Annotated in this window: 13 protein-coding genes; 6 read left to right on the top strand and 7 right to left on the bottom strand. The window is 69.2% G+C overall.

What is annotated here, in order from left to right; all coding sequences use genetic code 11:
- Positions 1-24: 24 nt before the first annotated feature.
- The gene (locus ACQPZG_RS02165) at positions 25-1194 is read left to right on the top strand and encodes an aldose epimerase family protein (RefSeq protein WP_433544030.1); all 1170 of its coding nucleotides are present in this window, start codon (positions 25-27) and stop codon (positions 1192-1194) included.
- 435 nt (positions 1195-1629) lie between these two features.
- Here the strand turns inward: ACQPZG_RS02165 and ACQPZG_RS02160 are convergent, their stop codons facing one another.
- Positions 1630-4740 (bottom strand): glycoside hydrolase family 3 C-terminal domain-containing protein, encoded by a 3111-nt coding sequence (locus tag ACQPZG_RS02160; protein WP_433544029.1) that lies wholly within the window; start codon positions 4738-4740, stop codon positions 1630-1632.
- A gap of 344 nt (positions 4741-5084) precedes the next feature.
- On the opposite strand from ACQPZG_RS02160, the gene ACQPZG_RS02155 reads away from it, so the two are divergent.
- From ACQPZG_RS02155 to ACQPZG_RS02140, 4 genes are all read left to right on the top strand, one after another.
- On the top strand, positions 5085-6812 hold the full coding sequence (locus ACQPZG_RS02155) for an extracellular solute-binding protein (protein ID WP_433544028.1): 1728 nt from the start codon (positions 5085-5087) through the stop codon (positions 6810-6812).
- A gap of 65 nt (positions 6813-6877) precedes the next feature.
- On the top strand, positions 6878-7927 hold the full coding sequence (locus tag ACQPZG_RS02150) for an ABC transporter permease (RefSeq protein WP_433544027.1): 1050 nt from the start codon (positions 6878-6880) through the stop codon (positions 7925-7927).
- Positions 7928-7959: 32 nt separating this feature from the next.
- Complete coding sequence (locus tag ACQPZG_RS02145; protein ID WP_433544604.1) at positions 7960-8898, top strand: carbohydrate ABC transporter permease; 939 nt, start codon at positions 7960-7962, stop codon at positions 8896-8898.
- Between the two features lie 184 nt (positions 8899-9082).
- Positions 9083-11077 (top strand): beta-galactosidase, encoded by a 1995-nt coding sequence (locus ACQPZG_RS02140; protein ID WP_433544026.1) that lies wholly within the window; start codon positions 9083-9085, stop codon positions 11075-11077.
- A 487-nt stretch (positions 11078-11564) separates the two neighbouring features.
- On the opposite strand, the gene ACQPZG_RS02135 is transcribed toward ACQPZG_RS02140, so the two are convergent.
- The 6 genes from ACQPZG_RS02135 to ACQPZG_RS02110 form a co-directional block, all read right to left on the bottom strand.
- The gene (locus ACQPZG_RS02135; protein WP_433544025.1) at positions 11565-12611 is read right to left on the bottom strand and encodes a LacI family DNA-binding transcriptional regulator; all 1047 of its coding nucleotides are present in this window, start codon (positions 12609-12611) and stop codon (positions 11565-11567) included.
- Between the two features lie 229 nt (positions 12612-12840).
- Entirely contained in the window at positions 12841-15585 is a 2745-nt protein-coding gene (locus tag ACQPZG_RS02130; RefSeq protein ID WP_433544024.1) for a Tat pathway signal sequence domain protein, read from the bottom strand.
- Positions 15586-15960: 375 nt separating this feature from the next.
- Positions 15961-16605 carry a hypothetical protein gene (locus ACQPZG_RS02125; protein ID WP_433544023.1) on the bottom strand — a complete coding sequence of 215 codons (645 nt, stop codon included), beginning with the start codon at positions 16603-16605 and terminating at the stop codon, positions 15961-15963.
- A gap of 3 nt (positions 16606-16608) precedes the next feature.
- Positions 16609-17520 carry a carbohydrate ABC transporter permease gene (locus ACQPZG_RS02120; protein ID WP_433544603.1) on the bottom strand — a complete coding sequence of 304 codons (912 nt, stop codon included), beginning with the start codon at positions 17518-17520 and terminating at the stop codon, positions 16609-16611.
- A 2-nt stretch (positions 17521-17522) separates the two neighbouring features.
- Positions 17523-18491 (bottom strand): carbohydrate ABC transporter permease, encoded by a 969-nt coding sequence (locus ACQPZG_RS02115; RefSeq protein ID WP_433544602.1) that lies wholly within the window; start codon positions 18489-18491, stop codon positions 17523-17525.
- Positions 18492-18755: 264 nt separating this feature from the next.
- A complete protein-coding gene (locus ACQPZG_RS02110; protein ID WP_433544022.1) occupies positions 18756-20054 on the bottom strand; it encodes an ABC transporter substrate-binding protein in 1299 nt (432 codons plus the stop codon).
- A 273-nt stretch (positions 20055-20327) separates the two neighbouring features.
- Here ACQPZG_RS02110 and ACQPZG_RS02105 point away from each other — a divergent pair, with 273 nt between their 5' ends.
- Positions 20328-23237: a glycoside hydrolase family 2 TIM barrel-domain containing protein gene (locus ACQPZG_RS02105; protein WP_433544021.1), complete on the top strand. Its 2910-nt coding sequence runs from the start codon at positions 20328-20330 to the stop codon at positions 23235-23237.
- The last annotated feature ends 16 nt before the right edge of the window (positions 23238-23253 follow it).

Genomic DNA, 23253 nt, shown 5'->3' with positions numbered 1-23253 from the left:
CCGGAAGGGCACATGCACATGGACATGAGCACAAGCAGGAGAACGGTACTCGCCGCGGCGGCGGCAGCGGGCCTGACCACCGCCACCGCCGGCACCGCGTACGCGAAGCCCTACGCCCAGCAGAACAGGCATCCCGTGAAGCCCACCCGCGAATCCTTCGGCGCCCTCCCCGACGGCACCCGCGTCGACCGCTGGACCCTGGAGAACGGCGGCACCCGCCTCAAGGTCCTCTCCTACGGCGGCATCGTCCAGTCCCTCGAACTCCCGGACCGCCGCGGGAAACTCGCCAACGTCTCCCTCGGCTTCGACCACCTCGACGGCTACCTGACCGCCACCACCTTCTTCGGCGCGCTGATAGGCCGTTACGGCAACCGCATAGCCAACGGCCGCTTCACCCTCGACGGCCGCACCCACCAACTCTCCGTGAACGACGGCGAGAACAGCCTGCACGGCGGAGCGCAGGGCTTCGACAAGCGCATGTGGGACGTGCAGCCGTTCGCCGACTCCCGCGCCGTGGGCCTGCACCTTCACCGGGTCAGCCCGGACGGCGAGATGGGCTACCCGGGAACACTGCGCGTGAAGGTCACCTACACCCTCACCGAGCACGGCGACTGGCGCATCGACTACACGGCGACCACCGACAGGGCCACCGTCGTCAACCTCACCCATCACGCCTACTACAACCTCGCGGGTGAGGGCAGCGGGGACATCCTCGGTCACGAACTCACGCTGAAGGCCGCAAGGTTCACGCCCACCGACGCCGGGCTGATACCCACGGGCGAGCTGGCCCGAGTGGCCGGTACGCCCTTCGACTTCCGTACGGCGAAGACCATCGGCAAGGACATCCGCACCTCGCACCCCCAGCTCGTCACGGCGAAGGGCTTCGACCACAACTGGGTCCTGGACAAGGGCATCACCGCCCGCCCGGAGCACTTCGCCGCCCTGCGCGACCCCGGCTCCGGGCGCACGATGCGCCTTGCGACGACCGAGCCCGGCGTCCAGTTCTACTCGGGCAACTTCCTGGACGGCACGCTGACCGGGCCCTCCGGGCGCACCTACCGCCAGGGCGACGGCCTGTGCCTGGAGACCCAGCACTTCCCGGACTCCCCGAACCAGCCGAAGTTCCCGTCGACCGTGCTGCGCCCGGGACGCACGTACCGCTCGTCGACGGTGCACAGCTTCTCGGCACGCTGACCACCGTCACGCCCTGAGCCGGGCTGCGGGGCGGCCGTCCGTCCCGCGCGTCGCTCGTCGGACACCTCGCGCGTGATGGCGGGCGTACTCCGCCGGGTCGGGGGCACAGGCGGGGGGGTACGGAACGGCGCGGTCGCACGCGTCTCCGACGCCCGAAGACCGGGCCCCGCACCTGTCGTGGGGGCGGGAGCGGTGGCCCCCGGTGGCCGGGGGGCGGCTTGGTGGTCACAGATCACGAAGGCGCCCCCGGCCACGACGGCCGGCCCGACGGCGTGCGCGAAGTCGCTCGCCCGAAGCGGCCGTATCTCGTACGCGTCGCACATGGTGTACGACACATCGCGTACCGGATGCCGTGCACCAGATCTCGTGCACGACCGCAGGAAGGCCCGGCACCGTGTCGCGTGACGGTGCCGGGCCTCCTGCCTCTCCGGACCCTCAGCCGGAGAAGCCGATGTGCGCGAGCCTGAGCGGTCCGCGCATTTGCACCCGCAGGTCACGGACGCCCTCGGCGTCCACACGGGCACGAAGGGTGGTGTAGTCGTAGGGTCCTGCCGTCGGCGGGACGTCCACGGCGACGGGGACCGCCCCCGGGCCGGGCGCCCAGAGGGTGATGCTTCCGCTCCCGGCCACGGTGAGAGAGGCGTTCAGCACGGAGTGCCGGCCGAAGTCGCAGTCTCGGTAAAGGAGTTCGCCGGGCGCCGCGTCGTCTGCCGGGTCCGCGGGCGAGACGCAGTCGCCGCGCGTCTTCGTGCGGTCCAGGATGACGGTGGCGGCGCTCTCGTCGTAGTCCACGGCCTCGATGCCACGCTCCAGCACCGGACGCGGCCCCTCGTGCGTTCCTTCGATGCCCAGCGGCACGGACTGGCGCAGGTCGGTGCAGGACGCTCCGGCCAGGAACTCGTACACGCCCGGTGCACGTGTCCAGCGGTGGTGCGCCACGCTCCAGAATTCCAGGACGGACAGCGGGAGCTCGAACGTCAGGCGGCGTGAGTCACCGGGTGCCAGGCGCAGTCTGCGGTGTCCGGCCAGTTCGCGCAGGGGACGCACGGTGGCGGATGCGGCGGCCCGTACGTACAACTGGGCCACCTCGTCGGACTCCCTGGCTCCGGTGTTGGTGACCGTGAACGCCACCCGCAGCGGGCCACTCGCGTCCTGGCTTCGCTCGACGGTCATGTCCGAGTAGTCGAACATGGTGTACGACAGGCCGTGGCCGAACGGGTAGAGCGGCGCGCCGTCGAAGTAGAGGTAGGTCTGCCGGCTGCCGATGATGTCGTAGTCGTACAGGTCGGCGAGGTCGCCGTCGGAGGCGTACCAGGTCTGGGGCAGCCGTCCCGCCGGGGAGACGTCGCCGGCGAGGATGCGGGCGAGTGCCGTGCCCGCGGCCTGGCCGCCGTGCGCGGTCCACAGGATCGCGGGAAGCTCGGCGGCCGCTTCGGGCAGGGCGTACGGGTAGGAGGAGACGAGCACGAGAACGGTGCGCGGGTTGGCGGCGTGGGCCGCGCGCCAGATCCGGTGCTGGGAGTCGGGCAGGTGGAGGGTGCTGCGGTCCTCGGTCTCGCGGCCGTTGATGTGCGGGTCGTTGCCGAGGAGGACGACCACCGCGTCGGCGTCGGAGGCCGCACGGGCCACCTCTTCCGCGCCGTGGACGACGGTCTCCAGGGTGAAGACCGTGCCCGCGGCCGGTGCCGCGTCGGATCCGGTGGCCCGTCCACGGACGGAGCCGCAGTCCTGGCCACCGTCCGGCCCGACGGCTTCTTCACGGTCCGGGCCGGTGGCTTCTTCACCGTCCGGGCCGGTGGCCGTGGTCCCGTCCGGTTCACCGTTTCCGCCCGGAAGTTTTTCGTCCGCGGCGGCAACCTTGACGCCGTCGGCGGCGACAACGACGTGACCTCCCGTTCCGAGGTGCCGAAGGAGGTGTCCGTCCACGTGCCCCCCACCCACATCGTCCGTGCCGGCTCCCCGGCCCGTCCGGTGTACGAGACGGAATGTCTCCTGTACGACCCACCCGCCGGGCTGTTCCGCGGAGGCCCGCACAAAGCCGTCGTCGGCGACGGACAGATACCGGCCGTCCGCCGCGCGCAGGGTGAGCACGCCGTCACCCCAGTCGGAGAGGGTGAACACGGTGTTCGGGTCGTCGGCGTCGTCCGTCACGGTCAGCGGCGGCAGATCCGTACGGCCTGCCAGCAGGGCGGGGTCCAGGGAGCCCTCCGACCCGAGCGGTCCGGCCCCTCGCGTGCCGCCGCTGTCGGGCGCCCGCAGCAGCCCGTCGGCACACCGCAGCCGGACCCGGTCCGCACCTTCGGCGTAGGTCACCTGCTCCGCACCGAAGCGTTCCCGCAGTCCGTCGAGCGGGGTGCTCCGGTGCAGCAACGTCCCGCTGTACCAGTCGAGTTTGCACTCGTCGGCGAGCGGGCCCACGACGGCGAGCCGCAGCCGGGGCATGGTCGCCGGATCCAGAGGCAGCACACCGTCGTTCTTGAGGAGGACGGCCGCCTGCTCGGCGGCCTCCAGGGCGAGCGCCCGGTGGTCGTCGGTGTCGTACGCCCCGGCGCGGAAGGGGCCGTCCGCTCCCGCGCCGTTTCCCTCCCGTTCCGGGTCCGGGTCGAACTCGCCCAGTGCGAGGCGGACATGGAGGTGCCTTCGTACCGCCGCGTCGATGTCCTCCTGGTCGATCAGGCCGCGCCGCAGCGCGCCGTTCAGCCGGGCGAGGATCACCGTGGAGTCGGTCCCGTGGTCCGTAAAGCTGTCGACACCGGCACGCAGGGACGCGGCCGTCGCTTCCTCGTGCGTGTCGAAGTAGTGCTCGCAGTCGACGAGGTTGCTCGGTGCGCCCGCGTCGGAGCAGACGAGGAGGGGCTGGTCGGTCCAGGTGCGCAGGTGCTCGCGCAGGTACGGCGAGACGTGGTTGGGACGGCCGTTGACCAGGTTGTACGCGGGCATGACGCCGGCCACCGCGCCCGCTTCCACGGTGCCCCTGAAGGCGCGCAGGTCGTATTCGCGCAGGACGCGCGGGCTCACCGACGCGGACGACGTCGCCCTGTCCGTCTCGTGGTTGTGGGCCAGCCAGTGCTTGAGGACGGGAGCGGTGCGCCAGCGGTGCGGGTGGTCGCCGCGCAGGCCGCGGGTGTAGGCGGCGGCGATGGCGGTGGTGAGCGTGGGGTCCTCGGAGTAGCCCTCCTCGCCACGCCCCCACAGGGGGTTGCGCAGCAGGTTGACCGTGGGGGCCCAGACGTTCAGGCCGACCCGTTCGTCCTTGGCGTGCATGGCGCGGGTCTCGGCGGCGACGGCCCGGCCGACGCGGCGCACGAGGTCGGGGTTCCAGGTGGCGCCGAGACCGACGGCCTGCGGGAAGACGGTGGCGGGACCCATCCAGGCGACGCCGTGCAGGGCTTCCTGTCCGGTGCGGAACGCCGTGACGCCCTCATGTGCCACGGCCGGCGCGAACTGGTGGAGCAGCGCGACCCGTTCGTCGGCCGTCAGCCGCGCGAGGAGGTCTTCGACGCGCTCGGCGTCGGACAGCCGGGGATCACGGAAATCAGGTGTCACGAACGGTTCCCCCTGCGGACGTACGAGCGTCGGGACGTGCCTGGAATCGTGCGTCGGCGCCTAGGTCGGCACCACCCCCGGGCACGAATATTTCGAAGCGCTTCGATGCTGATCGTCCCCCAGGGGCACTGTCAAGTCATCGCACCGCACCAAGTGGATTCGACCGGGCATGCGTTGAGCGTTCTCATGGAATTGCCACCGTCAGGAATCTTGCACACGACCCTTGTGCGGCCGTATACCGTGACCTAGCCTCGCAGCAGATTCGAAGCGCTTCGACGCCCTGGTGCGGCCTTCTTGCGCCGCCGACCGCCGGGCGTCCTGGTGCGCCACGAAGGGTTGACGCAATGACGCCGAACGCCTCCCCCGCCCCGAGAGTCCCGAACGCCCCGACAGCACCGGTGGCCCCGGGTTCACCGAGGAGGAGGACCTTCCTCTCCTCCTCGGCTCTCGCCGCCGTCGCGGTCGCGGGCGGACTTCCGCTCCTCTCCGCCTGCAACAACGCGAAGGACGGGAAGAGGGAGGAGGGCGCCACCACCGGCAAGAACGCCAAGGCCCTGCTCCCCACCTACGTGGCGCTGAACCTGGTGGCCCCGGACATCCCGTCCAAGAACGGCTCGCCGGTCGGTTTCACCCAGTCGATCCCCACCCCGGCCCTGAAGACGGCCGTGCCGGAGAAGCTCGGCAAGGGCAGCACGTTCAAGATCATGGCCCCGTTCTGGGGCTCTCCGCCGGCCCCCGACAACCCGTACTACCGGGCCGTGAACGAGGCCGCCGGAGTACGCGCCGTCTTCCAGAACCAGGACGGCAACGTCTACGCGGACAAGCTCGGCGCCGTCCTGGCCTCCAGCACCATCCCCGACGTCGTGGTGATCCCCGCCTGGAACCTGACCGGCAAGATACCCACCGCGGTCAACGCCAAGTTCGAGGACCTCGGCCCCTACCTCTCCGGCGACAAGGTCAAGAAGTACCCCAACCTCGCGGCGGTTCCGACCGACGCCTGGCAACGGTCGATCTTCGGCGGGGTGTTGCGCGGCATTCCGATGCCCGCGTCGAACGTCATCAATCTCGTGCCGTACTACCGCAAGGACATCTTCGACGCCAAGGGCTACCAACTGCCCGAGACCGCAGACGAGTTCCTGTCCTTCGCCAAGGACATCACCGCCGCCAGGTCCAAGGTGTGGGCCTGCGACGACATGAAGTGGGCGTCGTTCTCCCTCTTCGGCGTCCTGTCGGGCGGCGACAAGGCACTGATGTGGGACATGGTGGACGGCAAGCTGGTCCACCGTGTGGAGACGCCGCAGTTCCTGGAAGCCCTGGAGTGGACGCGCAAGCTGTACGCCTCCGGGGTGGTCCACCCGGACGCGCGGGTGAAGAACCAGGGCGACGCGGGCAACCGGTTCACCGCGGGCCAGTCGCTGATCTACACCCAGGACATCTCGCACTGGTACGCCAAGACCGCGGAACAGCGCCTGCAGAACCCGAAGTTCGCCATGGGCGCCATGGACTACTTCCACCACGACGGCGGGGACCCGAAGCTGTACGCGGTGCAGCCCGCGAGCATCTGGACCTTCATCCGCAAGGGGGCGCCGAAGGAGATGGTCGAGGATTTCCTGGCACTGGCCAACTTCTGCGCCTCGCCCTACGGCAGCAAGGAGCGCAGGCTCACCGAGTACGGCGTCGAGGGCGTCCACTACACGCTCACCAAGGGGGAGGCGGTCAAGACCGAGAAGGGCAACCTGGAGGTCAACGGCGCTTTCGACTACACCGGCGACCCCGCCGTGTTCATCGCCCACCCCGACCTGCCGGAAGTCGCCAAGGGACAGCTCGAATGGCTGCAACGCATGGGTTCCTTCACCAGGAAGAGCGCGTTCTACGGGCTGACCGTCACCGAGCCGAACCGTTGGGCCACCCTGGACGCCGACTTCGAAACCCTTGAGGACGACGTCGTACGCGGCCGTCGGAAAATCGCCGACATGCAGCAGGCCGTCGCCGACTGGAGGAGCAAGGGCGGCGACGAGCTCCGCGACTGGTACCGCAAGCTGCTGGACGACACGGGGGCCGCGAAGGGCTGACCGCACGCCGACCGCCCCGGCCCGCCCGACGTATCCCCGCAAGGCCCCCGCAAGGAGAGACACCCGTGTCACACAGCACGGTGCCGGAGACGCCGCCGGCCACCCCGGGCGCGGATCCGGCGAAGCTTCCCGCCCCGCCCCCGCCGCAGCCCACCGGCGAACCCCCCGCGCCGCCTTTCGCCGTCCGCCGCCCCTCGCTGCGGGAGCGGCTGCGACGCGACCGGGTCATGCTGCTGATGGTGACGCCCGCGGTGCTGCTGGTCGGCGTCTTCCAGTACATCCCCGTCCTCGGTAACGTCGTCGCCTTCCAGGACTACGACCCGTACCTCAGCGACAACGGTTTCGCCGCGATGCTGGAGAGCCCGTGGGTCGGTTTCGAACAGTTCGAGCGGATCTTCGCGGACTCGGCGTTCTGGGACGCGGCGAAGAACACCCTGGTCCTGTTCTTCCTCCAACTGGTGCTGTTCTTCCCCATCCCGATCCTGCTCGCGCTGCTCATCAACAGCGTGGTGCGCCCCCGGGTGCGCGCGGTCGCCCAAGCCGTCCTGTACCTGCCGCACTTCTTCTCCTGGGTGCTGGTCATCAGCGTCTTCCAGCAGATATTCGGTGGTGCGGGCATCATCGCGCAGACCCTGCGCCAGCACGGCGTCGAGGGCTTCGACCTGATGACCGACCCCGGGATCTTCAAGTTCCTGGTGACCGCCGAGGGCGTATGGAAGGACGCGGGCTGGGGAATCATCGTCTTCCTCGCCGCGCTCGCCTCCGTCCCTCCCGACCTGTACGAGGCCTCCGCGATGGACGGGGCGAACCGCTGGCGGCGCATGTGGCACGTCACCCTGCCCGCGCTGCGTCCCGTGATCGCGCTGCTCCTCGTCCTGCGGGTGGGCGACGCGCTCAGCGTCGGATTCGAGCAACTGCTGCTCCAGCGGGACGCGGTGGGGCCCGAGGCCGCCGAAGTCCTCGACACGTACGTCTGGTGGAACGGCGTGCGCAACCAGGACTTCGGCTACGCGGCCGCCGCCGGCCTCATCAAGGGCGTCGTCGGCATCGGACTGGTCCTCACCGCGAACAAGGTGGCCCACCTCATGGGCGAGCAAGGGGTGTACAAGAAGTGAGCACCACGCAACGCACCACCGCGACGGACTCCGTGGGTACGGCTCCTGCGGTCTCCGTGCGCACCGCACGCCGCCCCTGGTCGGCGCCGCCGCGCCCCGTCTGGGAAGAGCCTCCCGCCAGGGCCGGGCTCGCGGCGAAGGCCGTCGTCCTGACGGCGGCCTGCCTCGCGGTCCTGTTCCCGCTGTGGATCGTGGTCGTCACCAGCCTGTCCTCGATGAAGACCATCACCGAGGCGGGCGGGCTGGTGGTGGTTCCGCGCGACCTCACCTTCATCGCGTACCAGGAGCTGCTGAGCGGCGGCCAGGTCCAGCGCGCCGCCCTGGTGAGCCTGGGGATCACGGTCGTGGGCACGCTGTTCTCGATGACGGTGTCCGTGCTGTGCGCGTACGGCCTCTCGCGGCCCGGGTCACTCGCCCACCGGTGGATACTGGCGATGCTGCTGGCCACGATGTTCTTCGGAGCCGGGCTGATCCCGACGTACCTGCTCGTGCAGGCGCTCGGCCTGACCGATTCGTACCTCGCGCTGATCCTTCCCAGCGCGGTCAGCATCTTCAACATCCTGGTACTGCGGGCCTTCTTCATGAACATCTCGACGGAACTCATCGACAGCGCCCGCATCGACGGCGCGGGCGACCTGAGGATCCTCTGGAGGATCGTGATGCCGTTGTCCCGGGCGGTGATCGCGGTGATCGCCCTGTTCTACGCGGTGGGGTACTGGAGCGCCTGGTTCAACGCGTCGCTCTATCTGTCCGACCAGTCGATGATGCCGCTCCAGAACGTCATGATCCAGATCGTTCAGAAGCAGGAACCGCCCACCGGGCTCGGTCAGGCGATCAAGACCAATCAGCTCTCGCCGCTGTCCGTGCAGATGGCCGTCATGATGCTGGCCCTGGTGCCGGTGGCGGTGATCTCACCCTTCGTGCAGAAGCATTTCAAGAAGGGCATGCTCACCGGCGCGGTCAAGGGCTGAGAGGGCGATACGCCGAGCCCCGGCGGGCCCCGTGTCCCCGGCTCGGATCTCCGCGCCCGCCTCGCACATCCCATATCTCAGATCTGATATCTCACGCCTCGTGCAGCACGTCTTGTACAGCACCACGCCCTCGCGTCCCGTATGGCACGTTTCCTCTTTCGTATCTCGTTCGGAGCCCTCGCTGATGCCCACCCTCCACGACGCGACCCGCGGCCGGATCCTCTTCGGCGGCGACTACAACCCCGAGCAGTGGCCCGAAGAGGTCTGGGCCGAGGATGTCCGGTTGATGAAGAACGCCGGCGTCAACTCGGTCACCGTCGGCGTGTTCTCCTGGGCGCGTATCGAGCCTCGTCCCGGTGTCAGGGACTTCGACTGGCTCGATCGGCTGCTGGAGCTGCTGCACACGAACGGCATCGGCGTCGTCCTGGCCACCCCGACCTCCACCCCGCCTCCGTGGATGGGCTCCCTGCACCCCGAGACCCTTCCACGCGACGAGAACGGCGAGATCGTCTGGTGGGGCTCGCGTCAGCAGTTCTGCCCCAGCTCACCGACGTACCGGCACTACGCGGCAGCAATCACCGAGGACCTGGCCGCCCGGTACGGCGGCCACCCCGCACTCACCATGTGGCACATCAACAACGAGTACTGCACACACTGCTGGTGCGACACCACCGCCCAGCACTTCCGGCTGTGGCTGCACGACCGCCACGGCTCCCTCGACCATCTCAACTCCGCCTGGGGCACCGCCTTCTGGAGCCAGCGCTACGACTCCTGGGACGAGGTGATCCCGCCGCGCCGCGCCCAGTACCTCAGGAACCCGGGCCAGACCCTCGACTTCAAACGGTTCACCTCCGACGCGCTGCTGGAGTGCTACACCGCCGAACGCGACATCGTCGCCCGCCACTCCCCCCACCTGCCGGTCACCACGAACTTCATGTCACTGTGGACCGGCCAGGACGGCTGGAAGTGGGCCGCTCACGAGGACGTCGTGTCCGTGGACATCTACCCCGACCCCAAGGACCCGCTGGGCGGTCAGTACAACGCGATGATCGGTGACCTGACCCGTTCCCAGGCGCGCGGTGGCCCCTGGATGGTCATGGAGCAGGCGGCGGGCGCGGTCAAGAGCGGGGGCGTGAGCCGACCCAAGCCCCGTGGTCTGAACCGGCTGTGGTCCCTCCAGTCCGTCGCCCACGGCGCGGACGCCGTCTGCTACTTCCAGTGGCGGCAGTCCCGCCAGGGGGCGGAGAAGTTCCACTCCGGGATGCTCGGCCACGCCGGGGAGGCAGGTCGTTCGTACCACGAGATACTGCACATCGGGGCCGACCTCGCGGTACTGGCACCCCAGGTAACGGGCACTCAGGTGCGTTCGCAGATCGCCGTCCTGCACGATTGGAACTCCTGGTGGGCCGACCAGCAGGACGGCCGCCTTTCCGACCACCTCGACTACACCGACGTGCTGCGGGCCTGGCACCGGGCCCTGTGGGAGGCCGGGCACACCCCGTCCTTCGCCCACCCCGAGCACGACCTCGGGGGCTACCGCCTCGTCGTCGTCCCCCACCTCTACCTGCTCACGGACCCCGCGGTCGAGAACCTCCTGGCTTATGTGCAGGGTGGCGGAACGTTGGTCTGCGGCTTCATGACCGGCGTCGCCGACGAGGTGGACCGGGTGCGCGAGGGCGGCATGGACGCACGTCTGCGCGAACTGTTCGGCCTGGCCACCGTCCACGAGTGGTGGCCGCTGGAGGTAGGCGAGAGTGTCGGCTGCGACGGGTTCCTGGGCACGGTGTGGTCCGAGGAGGTCGAGCTCGCGCTGACCGCGGGCCGCCCCGGCGCCGAAACCATCGCCTCCTACCGCGGTGGCGAACTCGACGGCCTGCCCGCCGTCACCCGCAACGGCCACGCCTGGTACCTCTCCACGCTCCCGGAACCAGCGGCGCTGCGACCGCTGTTGGCCCGCATCGCCGACACCGCCGGCGTCGTGCCGGCCCTGGAAGGACTGCCGCCGGGAGTCGAGGCGGTACGCCGCGGCGATCTCCTCTTCCTGCTCAACCACGGGCTGCTCCCGGTCACCGTCACCGTCCCGGGGACCCATCACGATTTGTTGCTCGCGGGTGCGGAGGTGCAGGGCACGCTCACGCTGGAGCGGCACGGCGTGGCGGTGCTGCGGGAGGCGGCGTAGCAGGGACGCGGACAGTGCCCGTCCGGCTGAGCGGAGTCCGTCCGGGCCGCTGGCCGTAGCGCCTCGTCGCCCGCCACGACTCCTCTGCCTGGTATGCGGATGGCGGGACCGCCGAAGGCGTAGGCCGGGCTCCGGTGCCGTGCCTCCTAGGACCGGGGTCCGGTGCTGGACCGTACCGTCAACTCCGGTTCGACGAGAGTGACTTACGCCCCGGCGGTCCGCCTACTCATCGAGCTCTTGTCCGGTATGTGCGTCGCGCACCGACCCTAAGCGGAACACCGAATACTGTCCGGACACGGACAGAAACGCTTCGAAACGAGACGGGTGATCCTCCTCCGGGCCCCGGTTCGTGGGCGCGGTGTGTCGGGGCCTGGCGTCGAGCCTCGGGGGCAGAGGGCGACGGGGACGGAGAGGGTCGGGGCCGTGGGGGCGGCGGGCCTCAGGAGGGTGTGGGGGCCGAAAGGGTCGGGGGCTGCGGCCCCCCACGTCACTCGGCCTTTCCAGGCGGGGCGAGCGTGGAACGGCGTACCACCAGCTCGGGCTGAAGCACCACACTCTGGTGCGCGTGTCCGGGCTCTCGGAGTTCGTCGAGGAGCAGCCCCGCCGCCATCGCACCCATCCGCTCGGCGGGCTGACGTACCGACGTGAGAGGCACGGCGGCCGCAGCGGCGAACTCGATGTCGTCGTACCCGACGATCGCCACTTCCTCAGGCACGCGAACCCCGGCGGCGAACATGGCCTGGAGCAGGCCCAGGGCGAGCAGGTCGTTGGCGCAGAACACGGCGGTCGGCCGGTCCGCGAGCCCGAGCAGCCGGGCGCCCGCGTCACGGCCGGCGGCGACGTCGAGGCGTTCGGTGGGGATCTCGCGCAGCGTGTCCGGCGACAGGCCGGCGGCGGCCAGGGCGCGGTGCGCGCCGTCTCGGCGGTCCTGCACCTGGCGGATCCTGGCGGGTCCGCCGACGTACGCGAGGTCGCGGTGCCCGGAGTCGAGGAGGTGACGGATGGCGAGACCCCCACCGACCACGTCGTCAACGGAGACCGAACAGTCCGCGCTGTCCTCCGCGACCCGGTCGACGAGGACGAAGGGGATGTGGTGGCGGCGGAACGCGTCGATGTTGCGTCCGGTGGCGTCGGCCGGGGTGAGGAGTACACCCCGTACCCGCTGCTCGGCGAAGAGGGAGAGGTAGGTGGCTTCCTCGGCGGGGTCCTGCCCGCTGTTGCAGACCATGACGCCGAGGCCCGCGTCGCGGATGGTCCGCTCGGCGCCACGGGCCACGTCCACGAAGAAGGGATTGCCCATGTCGAGGACGAGCAGCGAGATCATCCGGCTGCTGCCGGCGCGCAGCTGGCGTGCCGATTCGCTGCGTACGTAACCGAGCCGGTCGATGGCCGAGAGCACCCGGGCCCGGGTGCTCTCGGCGACGGAGTCGGGGCGGTTGATGACGTTGGAGACCGTGCCGACGGACACTCCCGCGGCACGGGCCACGTCCTTGATGCCGACCGTGCCTGCGGGGCCTGCCGTGTGGGATGCCATCGGGTCCGAACTCCTGGGGCGGTGTGGTGCCGGTGACCCCTCCGGGTGTGGGGAGGGGTCACCGGCATCGTACTGGTGGGGTCGTGAGGAGACGGCGGGCAGCGCATCGTGCGTGATATCCGGTATCTGGTACGCGCGATCCGGTATCCAATATCTGGTATCCAATATCTGGTGTCCGGTACGGGATATTCGTCAGGTCATGCTCGATGCGCGGCACGCCGGGCGCTGCTCACGGCATGCGGTCCCCCACCAGCGCCAGGTTCTCGATGGCGGCGAGCCCGTAGAGGGAGGTGTCGTTGGTGTAGACCCAGTTCGCCTCGCTGCCCGGCACGAGCGCGGTCGGCCCTTCGACCTTCTCCGTCTTCCAGGGCGCGGACTCCTTGTACCCGTCGCTGTTGTAGAACTTCTGCCACGCCCGCACCGCGAGCTTCTCCTCTCCGGTCTGCGCGGCGGCGTACGCGTCCAGGCGCGAGTGGCCCTGGAAGAGGATCAGCGAGCCGAAGTCCTTTCCGTAGCGTTCCCGCTGTTCCGCCTTGCTCGCGTTGAAGTACCGGCAGTAGTCCAGGTACGCCTCCTTGAACTTCGGCATGTCGATCAGGTGGATCAGTTCGGCGCACAACTCGTTGAGCCCGAAGACCGCCGACAGATGGGAGACGTTGACTTTGGCTTCCTTCTCGATGGCGAACCGCCCGGTGTCGAGGTCGTACAGTCCTGTTCCCTGCACGAAGCCGTTGGGCTGGGCGGCGATCGTCTCCATCGTGGACAGCACCCGCGCCTTCGCCTTCTCGGCCTTGGGACCGCCCCGTTCCCACTCCGTCAGCCATGCCGACACCAGCCCGCTCCAGTCCGTGCCGAAGCCGATGGAAAGGGCGTGCCGGTCGGGGGTGTAGGGCTCGGTGCGGATCTTGCGTATCGGGTCCAGGACGAGGAAGGTCTCATCCGAGTCGACGTTGGCGTGCATGAGGTCGCCGGTGCGTTCGTCGGCGGTGAGGAAGTAGTAGATGCGGCGGTACGTGGTGTTCGCGATGCGCTGTTGCTTGGCACTGTCCGCGTAGTGCTGGATGCCGTGCCGGGTGCCGAGGCCCGCCCATTTTCCCAGGTGGTAGACGTCGACCTCGCCGGTGTGGCGGGTCATGGCCGCGGCGAAGCGGAAGATGTCGGCGCGGCCGGAGCGCAGGTAGGCGTACCAGAGCCACAGGTCCGGAGAGAGCTCGGAGTTGTCCCAGGCGTAGCCGCCGACGTCGTATCGCCACTGGTGGCGCACCGGGTCGTAGCTGTGCATGATGTCGCCGTAGTCCCAGAACCCGTACCAGCGACGCATGTCGACCTGGTCGCGGTAGTAGGTGAAGAGGAAGTCGAGGTGGTCCTCGATCCTCGCCTTCGCGGGCACCGACCTGTCGGGCTCGGAGAAGAGCCCGCCGAAGACCTTGGCCTTGATCAGCTGGGTCGGGGCGGCGGCGAGTTGGGGAAGCGTGCGGACGGCCTGGGTCTCACGCGCGTGAGTGGCCGCGCTCGGGGTGGACTCGTGGGCCCAGAAGAGGAGTTCGCTGGTACGGGCGATGCCGTACGGGGTGCCGAAGCCGGGCTCGTAGTCCTCGTAGGTGATGTTGAGGCCTTCGAGCTGCTTGGCGTGGGTGTCCTGGCCGAGTCCGTCGTGGTAGAAGCGCAGGTCCATGGGCTGGGCCTCCGGCGACCACAGCCACAGGGTGACCTGTGCCTCGTCGGTGTGCGCGTCGCGGACGTCGAGCCCGGCGGGGTGCTTCTCCCAGAAGTCCCGCAGCCCGAAGGACAATCCGCCGCTCGGGCCGCCGACGTAACCGTATCCCGAGGCACGCCGCCCGCCACCGGCCGCGATCCACCCGTGGCCCTTCTTCGTCCGCTTGCGCAGCGCGAAGCCGTCGGCGGAGAGCTGGCTGAGGGTGTAGTCGCCCCACTCGGGAATCAGGTGCAGGCGAGTGGTGACGCGCTGGTCCCAGGTGGCCGGGTCGGCGAGCTTCTGCCCCTCGAACTGGGCGTTCTGGACGGAGATTCCGGGGTCCCTGCGCAGTCCGGTGACGCCCTTGACGGCCTCGCGCAGCAGTCCGGTGCCGTCGCCGCCGATACGGACGTGCCGGTCGTACGAGGCGTCGCGCATCGGCACGGTGAAGCGCACCCCGAGTCCGCGCACGAAGTCACCGCTCGCCTTGCCGGGCTCCTGCGTTCCGTCATACGTGATGGTGTGCACCATACGGAAGGACTCGCCGCCGGCGTAGAAGTAGAGCCGTACGGAGAACGGCATCCAACTGCGGTTGCCCTTTCGGTGCTTCCCGTCGATGCGCACGACCGCGCGGACCGGACCGCTCTGCTCGACCTCGGTCTTGGCGATGGCGCTCTCGAAGCGCTCGTAGGAGGTGCGGCCCTGGTCACCGTCCTCGATCTCCCCTTGGCGCAGAAGGACGAGACGCCCGTTCTTGGCGATCTCGGTACGGCCGCGGACGACGGACTTCACGAGGGCGGAACCGGAGGTGCCGATGCGGGCGGTGATGACGCCGGTCGACACCTCGATGCCACCGCCCTTCGCGGCGACGGTGATCCGCTGCTGAGGCGTGGTGGGGGCACCGGCTGTGAGGGTGTACTTTTCGCTGTTCGTTCCGGGGCCGACGGCGTGCGCGCTCCACTTGAGGGAGCCGTCGGGCCACTGGGCGATCGGCCAGGTCTGCACGGGGACCTGCCTGCCGTCGGCGGTCGCGAGGGCGAAGGTCTGGTCCTTGGGGTACGCCCCCTTGGGCCACGGCACGCCGACGGTCGATCCGGGGGCGGCCCCCAGCCCTCCGGGCTCCAGCCACCTGAGGTCCACGGGGCCGGGCTCGACTACCGGGGCTCCTGGGGCCTCAGCGGCCTGGGCGGTGGCTCCGCCCAGTATCGGTCCGACCTGGGCTGCCGCGCCCGCGATGGCGGCGGCTTTGAGGAGGGTTCTGCGAGGGACGGTGGACATGGGTATTCCTCTCGTCGATCAGGAACATGACAGAGCACTTCCAACGCCCCGGCGCCAGGAGCGAGGCCGCCGGGGAGAAGATGACGGAAGGGGGACGATGTCGGGGTGCGGAGGCGCCGGGGAGCAAGGGCCGGCGGGCGCGCACGCCGCGCGCGATGTCGCACGTCGATCACCAGCGGAGGGGACGCCACGCCACCGGGGGCCGGTGGGGGACGTCACGCCCCGGGAAGCCGGTAGGGGACGTCTCGCCCCCCTGGGCGCAGGTAGGGGGCATCGTGCAGCAGCTGTGGTGCGTGATGCATGGTGCGTGATGCGTGGTGCATAGCGCATCCTGCGTGATGTATCAGATACCGCACCTCAGATATCCGCATCCGCCTACCGCCCGGTCCCGCCACGCGCCGCCCGCCTCCTCCCTGCCTTCGCGTACCGCGACTCCACGGCGAGCGCCCCCGCGATCACCGCCCCCAGCACCGGCACGGCGAAGGGCAGCACGATCCGCCCGGACACCACGACGACAGCGAAGCCGGCGACCAACAGCAACGAGCCGGCCGGGTCGAGCACGGTACGTCGCGCCGCCGCACCCAGCAGTACCCGCCACGAGGTCCCGGGCTGCCAGCTCACGGCGGCGCGCAACCCAGCGACCAGGGCTGCGAGGAACGCCACCACCCCGACGACGCCGACGAACCCGCCACCAGGAAGCCCCGCCCGCACCGCGGCCACATTCAGCCACAGCAACCACAGGGCGACCCACCCGGCGACGCCCACGGCCCACCCGTGACGTACCGCGGCACGCCAGTCGGCGGCGAACTCCCTGACTCCGCCCACCTCTTGCTGAAGGTGCCGTCGCAGGTGCCGGCCCCCCGCGGCGACCGCCGCGGGATAGGTGATCAGCGGGAGCGAGGCGAGTGCCACCCACACCCCCACGAGCAGGCATTCCGCGAACACCGCGAACCGCGCGGCGAAACCGGGGAAACGGGAGGATCTCTGGCGGGTGCTGCGGGCCGCGGCCACGTGGTTCATCTCTCAGCCCTTCAGCCCGGACGTCGCCATGCCGTCGATCAGGTAGCGCTGGAAGGCGAGGAAGAACGCCAGCACGGGAAGCAGTGCCACGAGCGACATGGCGATCATGCCGCCGTAGTCGGCGAGGGCGTCCTGGTCGACGAACATCTTGAGGCCGAGGGAGACGGTGTACTTCTCCGGCTCGTTCAGATACAGCAGCGGGCCCATGAAGTCGTTCCACGCATGGATGAACGTGAAGATCGCGCTGGTGATGAGCGCCGGCCGGCACAGCGGCAGCACGATCGACCAATAGATGCGCAGGTGACCGCAGCCGTCGAGGCGGGCCGCCTCGTCCAGTTCCTTCGGCAGTCCGCGCATGAACTGCACCATCAGGAAGACGAAGAACGCATCGACCGCCAGGTACTTGCCGAGCAGCAACGGGACCATGGTGTTGATGAGTTCGAGCTTCTGGAACAGCACGTACTGCGGAATCATCAGCACGTGGAACGGCAGCAGCAGCGTGCCGATCATCAGGGCGAAGAGCAGGTTCCGTCCGGCGAAGCGGACCTTGGAGAAGGCGTACGCGGCCATCGAGCACGAGATGACGACGCCCACCACCGAACCGACGGCGAGAACGGTGGAGTTGAGGAAGAACGTGGACACCGGGATGTCGGCGATTCCCTCGCTCAGCCCGGTGTAGTTGGTGAAGATCGGGTCGGTCGGGAAGAGCTGGAGGCTGCCGACGATCTCCTCGCTCGGCTTGAGCGACCCGCCGATCACCCAGGCCACGGGATACAGGACGACCACAAGGACGGCGAGCGCCCCCAGGTGCCAGAGGAGGGAGCCGGTGCGCTTGCGCGGCGACCGGGTTTCGGCGGCTGCCGGCGTGCCGGGGCCGTCCGGGCCGGAAGTGGTCTCGACGGGGGCGTGGGTCATGGTCACCGGGCGTTCTCCTCGTAGTGCACCCAGCGCTTCTGCGACCAGAACAGCACCGCCGTCACCAGGCCGACCGCGATGAGCAGCATCCAGGCCATGGCGGAGGCGAAGCCCATCCGGCTGTTCTCGAAGCCCTGTTGGTAGAGGTAGCAGGTGTAGACGAGCGTGGCGTCGGCGGGACCGCAGGGATTGCCCTGCCCGCCGAGGATGTACGCGGAGCCGAACACCTGGAAGGAGTGGATGGTTTCGAGCAGTACGTTGAAGAAGAGGACGGGCGAAATCATCGGCAACGTGATGTTCCAGAACCGGCGCAGCGGCCCGGCCCCGTCGACCGCGGCGGCCTCGTACAACTCGCGGGGCACCTGCTTGAGCCCGGCCAGGAAGATGACCATGGGCGCCCCGAACTGCCAGACGGTGAGGGCGACCAGGGAGTAGAGGATCCAGTCCGGATCGCCGACCCAGCCGCCGACGTTCAGGCCGAAGAACTGCGTCTGTGCGCGGTCGACGATCGCGCCGTCCGTGAACAGCGCCCGCCAGACGATGGCGATGGACACGCTCGCGCCGATCAGGGAAGGAGCGTAGAACGCGGCACGGTAGAAGGCCTGACCCCGGCGGCTCTGCGCGAGCAGGAGCGCGACGCCGAGGGCGGCGGCCAGCTTCAGCGGGGTACCGATGACGACGTATTTGGTCGTCACCTCCACCGATTTCTGCCAGCGGGGGTCGGAGAACATCTCCTGGAAGTTGCTCAGGCCGATCCACTGCGGGGCGTCGAACAGGTTGTAGTCGGTGAAGGCGAAGTAGAGCGAGACCGCCATGGGGCCTGCCGTCAGCAGCAGGAACCCGGCCAGCCAGGGCGACATGAACAGGTAGCCGGCCAGGTTCTCCCGGCGGCGGCCGGACCGTTGCGATGCCGAACCGGGCCGCGGTGCGCGGTCGCCGGGCGGGGAGGGGCGGGGCTGCCGCGTCTCCATGGTGTGCGTCACTGCCGTACCTCTCGGGCGTTTGTGCTGCTCTGCCGTCCCAGATCCCGGATGACCGATGCCTGATGACTCATCGCTCGGAGCTCACACAGGGCTCCTGGCTGATATCCGATGTCTGACGTCTGCCATCCGATGTCTGAGATCTCGGACGTCGTATCTCAAGCGGTCTGCGCCGTGCGTCACGCGTCATGCGTCATGCGTCACGCGTCACGCGTCACGCGTCACGCGTCGTCCCGCGCACGGGCCGAACGCGGCTCAGTCGCTGGTGGAGAGCGCGGTCTTCGCCTCGGCGAAGAACTTCTGCGCGGCCTCGCCGGGCGATGCCTTGCCGAGACTCAGCTCGGTGGCCAGGCGCAGGAACGCGGTCTCGACGACGTCGGAGCCGGCCGGGTGCGGGGTGATGGGCTCCAGCACCCCGCTCTGGGCGATCTTCGTCTCGTACGCGGCGATCTGCTTGCTGACCTTGTCGGTGGGCTCGAAGGCGTCGAACTGCTTCTGCGTGGCGAGCACGCCCCGGTCGTACCCCATGATCCGGCCGACCTCCGGATCGTGGACCATGAAGTCGATGAAGGTCGCGACCTCCTTGGGGTGCTTGGTGCGTCGCGTGCCGCTGAGCATGAGCGAGCCCAGGTACTGGCCCGTCTTCTTGCCGTCGGTGGTGGGGATGGGCGCGATGCCGTACGAGCTCTTGCCTTCGGCGGCGTACCGGACGGAGAAGTTGTCCCAGGTGAACTCGCCCGCCGAGATCCCGCCCGCCGTGGCCGACTTGGGCTTGAGCTGCTCGACCCGCTTGGGGTTGGCGTAGAGGCCGGAGCGGGTGCGCTTCATCGCCTCCGTCCACTCGGTGACGAGGTCGCTCTCCTCGAATCCCAGGCCCTTGTCCGTGAAGAAGGCCTTGCCCTTCTGCCGCAGGACCAGGTCGTAGTAGTACATGATCCCGGAGGGGCCGGCGTCGCCCGCGACGCCCGTCTTCTCCTTGATCTTCTCCAGGCCGGCGACCCAGTCGTTCCAGGTCCAGCCGAATTCGGGGGTGACGCCCGCCTTCTCGTACAGCTTCTCGTCGATGATGTAGCCCATCGAGTTGGAGCCGACGGGGACTCCGAGCAGTTTGCCGTCGATCTCGGCGAACTTCTCCAGGCCGGCCCGGAAGCCCTGCGTGTTGAGGTTTCCCTCCTTGACCTGCGGGTTCAGGTCGAGCAGTACGTTGCGGGCGGCGTACTTGCGCAGGAAGGTGACGGCGTTCTGGATGACGTCCGGCGGGTTGCCGCCCGCCGCCTGGGTGTTGAACTTCTTCCAGAAGTCCGCGTACGGCTGGAAGTCGGTCTTGACCTTGATCTTCGGGTGCTTCTTCTCGAAGAGCGCGATCGCCTGGTTGATCTTCTTCGCCCGGTCGTCAGCACCCCACCACGCGTACCGGATGGTGACGTCGCCTCCGCCGCCGCCCGAACCGCCGGTCCCACCGCCGCAGCCGACGGCCGTCGCGCCGAGGGATGCCACGGTGACACCGGCCGCCTTGAGGAAGGTGCGCCGCTCAACTTGCCCACGTATGCCCATGGTTCGAACCCCTCGCCACATGATTGAATCGTTTTAGAAAGCGCTTGCCGACGAAATGTACGAGCGCCCACTTGGACCGTCAACGGTTTGAGCAACCTCGACTATGAAACGTTTCGATCAACACCTGTGCGAGATATCGAACAACGAACCGCACTCCGAACGGACTTTACCCAACCCCCTTGCCGAAGTCTCCGCCCGAGACGGAGGGTGAGAAGCCATCACGATCACCGATCAGCGACCTCACAGGGCGCTTCACCGAGGAGAGACGAGCCGATGACCGCGATGCCCGCCCCACTGCCCCTGTCGTACGTCGAAGATCCCGCGCCCGGTCACGGCGTGCTGCCTCCACGCACCTGGTACGCCATGTCCGACGCGGCCCGCCTCCCCCTGAACGGAACCTGGCGCTTCCGGCTGTCCGCCACCGCCGACGCGCACGACGACGCGTTCGCGACCCCGGCCTACGACCCGGTCGGCTGGGACCGGATCCAGGTTCCCGGGCACTGGGTGCTCCAGGGCGACGGCGCCTTCGGGGCCCCGGCGTACACCAACGTCCTCTACCCGTTCCCCGTCGACCCGCCCCACGTGCCCACCGCGAACCCGACCGGCGACCATCTGCACACCTTCGACCTGCCGGACGACTGGCCCGCCGACGGGGACACGGTCGTACGCTTCGACGGCGTCGAATCCTGCGCCCGGGTCTGGCTGAACGGCACGGAGCTGGGCCACTTCAAGGGCAGCCGACTGGCCCACGAGTTCGCGGTCGGTCACCTCCTCCAGCCCTCCGGAAACGTCCTCGCGGTACGGGTCCACCAGTGGTCGTCCGGGTCCTACCTGGAGGACCAGGACCAGTGGTGGCTGCCCGGCATCTTCCGCGATGTCACCCTGTTGCACCGCCCCGCAGGGTGTACATCGGACTTCTTCGTACACGCCTCGTACCACCACCTCGACCACACGGGCACCCTGCTCGTCGACTCCGCCGTGCCGGGCCGCGTCAGCGTTCCCGAGCTCGGCATCGACACCACCACCGGCATTCCGGTGACCGTGCCCGTCGACCCGTGGACCGCGGAGACACCCCGCCTGTACGACGCCGAACTGATCACGCCCGGCGAACGCGTCCCGCTGCGCATCGGCTTTCGCACCGTCGCCCTCGACGACGGCCTGATCAAGGTCAACGGACGACCGCTGCTCTTCCGCGGCGTCAACCGGCACGAGTTCCACCCGAGGACCGGTCGCACCGTCGATTCGGCCACGATGCGCCACGACATCGAGCTGATGAAACGGCACAACATCAACGCCGTCCGCACCGCGCACTACCCCCCGCACCCCGAATTTTTCGCTCTGTGCGACGAGTTGGGTCTGTGGGTCATTGACGAGTGCGACCTCGAAACACACGGCTTCGAGGAGCAGGCCTGGCGTGACAACCCCACCGACGACGACCGGTGGACGCCCGCCCTCCTCGACCGCGCACAACGCATGGTCGAGCGCGACAAGAACCACCCCTCCGTGATCATCTGGTCCCTCGGCAACGAATCGGGGCGCGGTCGCGGCCTGACCGCGATGGCCGCATGGATACGTGGCCGCGACTCCGGCCGTCTGATCCACTACGAGGGCGACCAGGAGTGCCGCGACACCGACATGTACTCGCGGATGTACCCGCCGCACGCGGAGGTGGAGAGCATCGGCCGCGGACTGGACGGCGGCCCGGCCCGCCGACGTCAACTCCCGCTCATCCTGTGCGAGTACGCCCACGCCATGGGCAACGGTCCCGGCGGCCTCGCCGACTACCAGCGGCTCTTCGAGTCCCACGAACGTCTCCAGGGCGGCTTCGTCTGGGAGTGGATCGACCACGGCTTCGCCCATCCCGCCCTCGGCCACGCCTACGGCGGCGATTTCGGCGAGGAACTCCACGACGGCAACTTCGTCTGCGACGGCCTCCTCTTCCCCGACCGCACCCCCTCCCCCGGCCTCGTCGAGTACAAGAAGGTCATCGAGCCGGTACGCATCGAACCCGCCGACGCCGACGGCGGTCCGTCCGGCACGGTCCGGATCACCAACCGCTACGATTTCTCCGGCCTCGACCACCTTGCCTTCGAGTGGTCCTACCAGGTCGAGGGAGAAACCGTGGACACCGGACCGCTGACCGTGCCCCGGCTCCAGCCCGGCGAACGCGCGGAGGTGAAGCTGCCCGCCGCCCCCGTGACGGACCGTCAGCACGATGAGGCGCAGTGGACGGTCCGCGCTCTGCTCGCCGAGAACACCCCGTGGGCCGACCGCGGACACCCGGTCGCCTGGGGACAGGTTGCGCCCCATGCCCCACGTTCCACACCGCCCGCCACCGGTGCCCGGCCGCATCCGCAGAACAGGCGGATCGCTCTGGGACCGGCGACCTTCGACGCCCGCACCGGCGAGCTGCTGACGGTGGGGTGCACCCCGATCACCGGGCTGCGTCTTGACGCCTGGAGGGCGCCCACCGACAACGACAACGGAGCGCCCTGGCAGCCGGATGTGCGCTACGGCCCGCTCTGGCGCCAGATCGGCATTCATCGCCTCCAACACCGCACGCACGCCGTAGAGTTGTCGGGCGAGACAGTCACGGTCCGGACCCGGGTCGCACCGGCGGGACGCGACATCGGACTGCGCGTGGTCTACCGCTGGACGTCGGACGGCACCCGGCTGACCCTCGCCGTTGCGGTGACCCCGGAGGGTCGATGGACGGTGCCGCTGCCCCGTCTCGGCCTGCGCCTGGGGCTGCCCGCGTCGTACGGGACCGCGCAATGGTTCGGGGGCGGGCCCGGCGAGGCGTATCCGGACACCCGGGCCGCCTCGATGCTGGGAAGATGGCGCGCCGAGGTCGACGACTTGCAGACGCCGTACGTCTTCCCGCAGGAGAACGGCGCCCGCCCCGACGTCCGCTGGGCCCAACTGAGCGGCCCGGAAGCGGGACTGCGGATCGAGGGCGGGAACCCCTTCTGGTTCACCGCCCGTCGCTGGACCACCGAACAGCTCGACGCGGCCACGCACCGCACCGACCTGGAGCCCGGCGACACTGTCTGGGTCAACCTCGACCACCGCCAGCATGGCATCGGCTCCCAGTCCTGCGGCCCCGGCGTCCTCCCCCAGTACCAACTGCACGCCGAGCCGACGGAGTTCACCTTCACCTTCTCGTCCCTGGAGGACGCGTGAGCAGTACCCCGGCACC

Origin of the sequence: Streptomyces sp. CA-294286 (assembly GCF_050947155.1) — a bacterium.
GTDB lineage: Bacteria > Actinomycetota > Actinomycetes > Streptomycetales > Streptomycetaceae > Streptomyces.
The sequence above is the reverse complement of the archived record's forward strand: the minus strand, read 5'-3'. Positions and strand labels throughout refer to the sequence as shown.

What these genes read in the sequence shown, in the direction of transcription:
- ACQPZG_RS02105 (WP_433544021.1), top strand. Translation starts at nt 20,328, where the DNA reads ATGACCGCGATGCCCGCCCCACTGCCCCTGTCGTACGTCGAAGATCCC.
- ACQPZG_RS02125 (WP_433544023.1), bottom strand. Translation starts at nt 16,605, where the DNA reads ATGAACCACGTGGCCGCGGCCCGCAGCACCCGCCAGAGATCCTCCCGT.
- ACQPZG_RS02130 (WP_433544024.1), bottom strand. Translation starts at nt 15,585, where the DNA reads ATGTCCACCGTCCCTCGCAGAACCCTCCTCAAAGCCGCCGCCATCGCG.
- ACQPZG_RS02155 (WP_433544028.1), top strand. Translation starts at nt 5,085, where the DNA reads ATGACGCCGAACGCCTCCCCCGCCCCGAGAGTCCCGAACGCCCCGACA.
- ACQPZG_RS02115 (WP_433544602.1), bottom strand. Translation starts at nt 18,491, where the DNA reads ATGGAGACGCGGCAGCCCCGCCCCTCCCCGCCCGGCGACCGCGCACCG.
- ACQPZG_RS02110 (WP_433544022.1), bottom strand. Translation starts at nt 20,054, where the DNA reads ATGGGCATACGTGGGCAAGTTGAGCGGCGCACCTTCCTCAAGGCGGCC.
- ACQPZG_RS02135 (WP_433544025.1), bottom strand. Translation starts at nt 12,611, where the DNA reads ATGGCATCCCACACGGCAGGCCCCGCAGGCACGGTCGGCATCAAGGAC.
- ACQPZG_RS02140 (WP_433544026.1), top strand. Translation starts at nt 9,083, where the DNA reads ATGCCCACCCTCCACGACGCGACCCGCGGCCGGATCCTCTTCGGCGGC.
- ACQPZG_RS02165 (WP_433544030.1), top strand. Translation starts at nt 25, where the DNA reads ATGAGCACAAGCAGGAGAACGGTACTCGCCGCGGCGGCGGCAGCGGGC.
- ACQPZG_RS02120 (WP_433544603.1), bottom strand. Translation starts at nt 17,520, where the DNA reads ATGACCCACGCCCCCGTCGAGACCACTTCCGGCCCGGACGGCCCCGGC.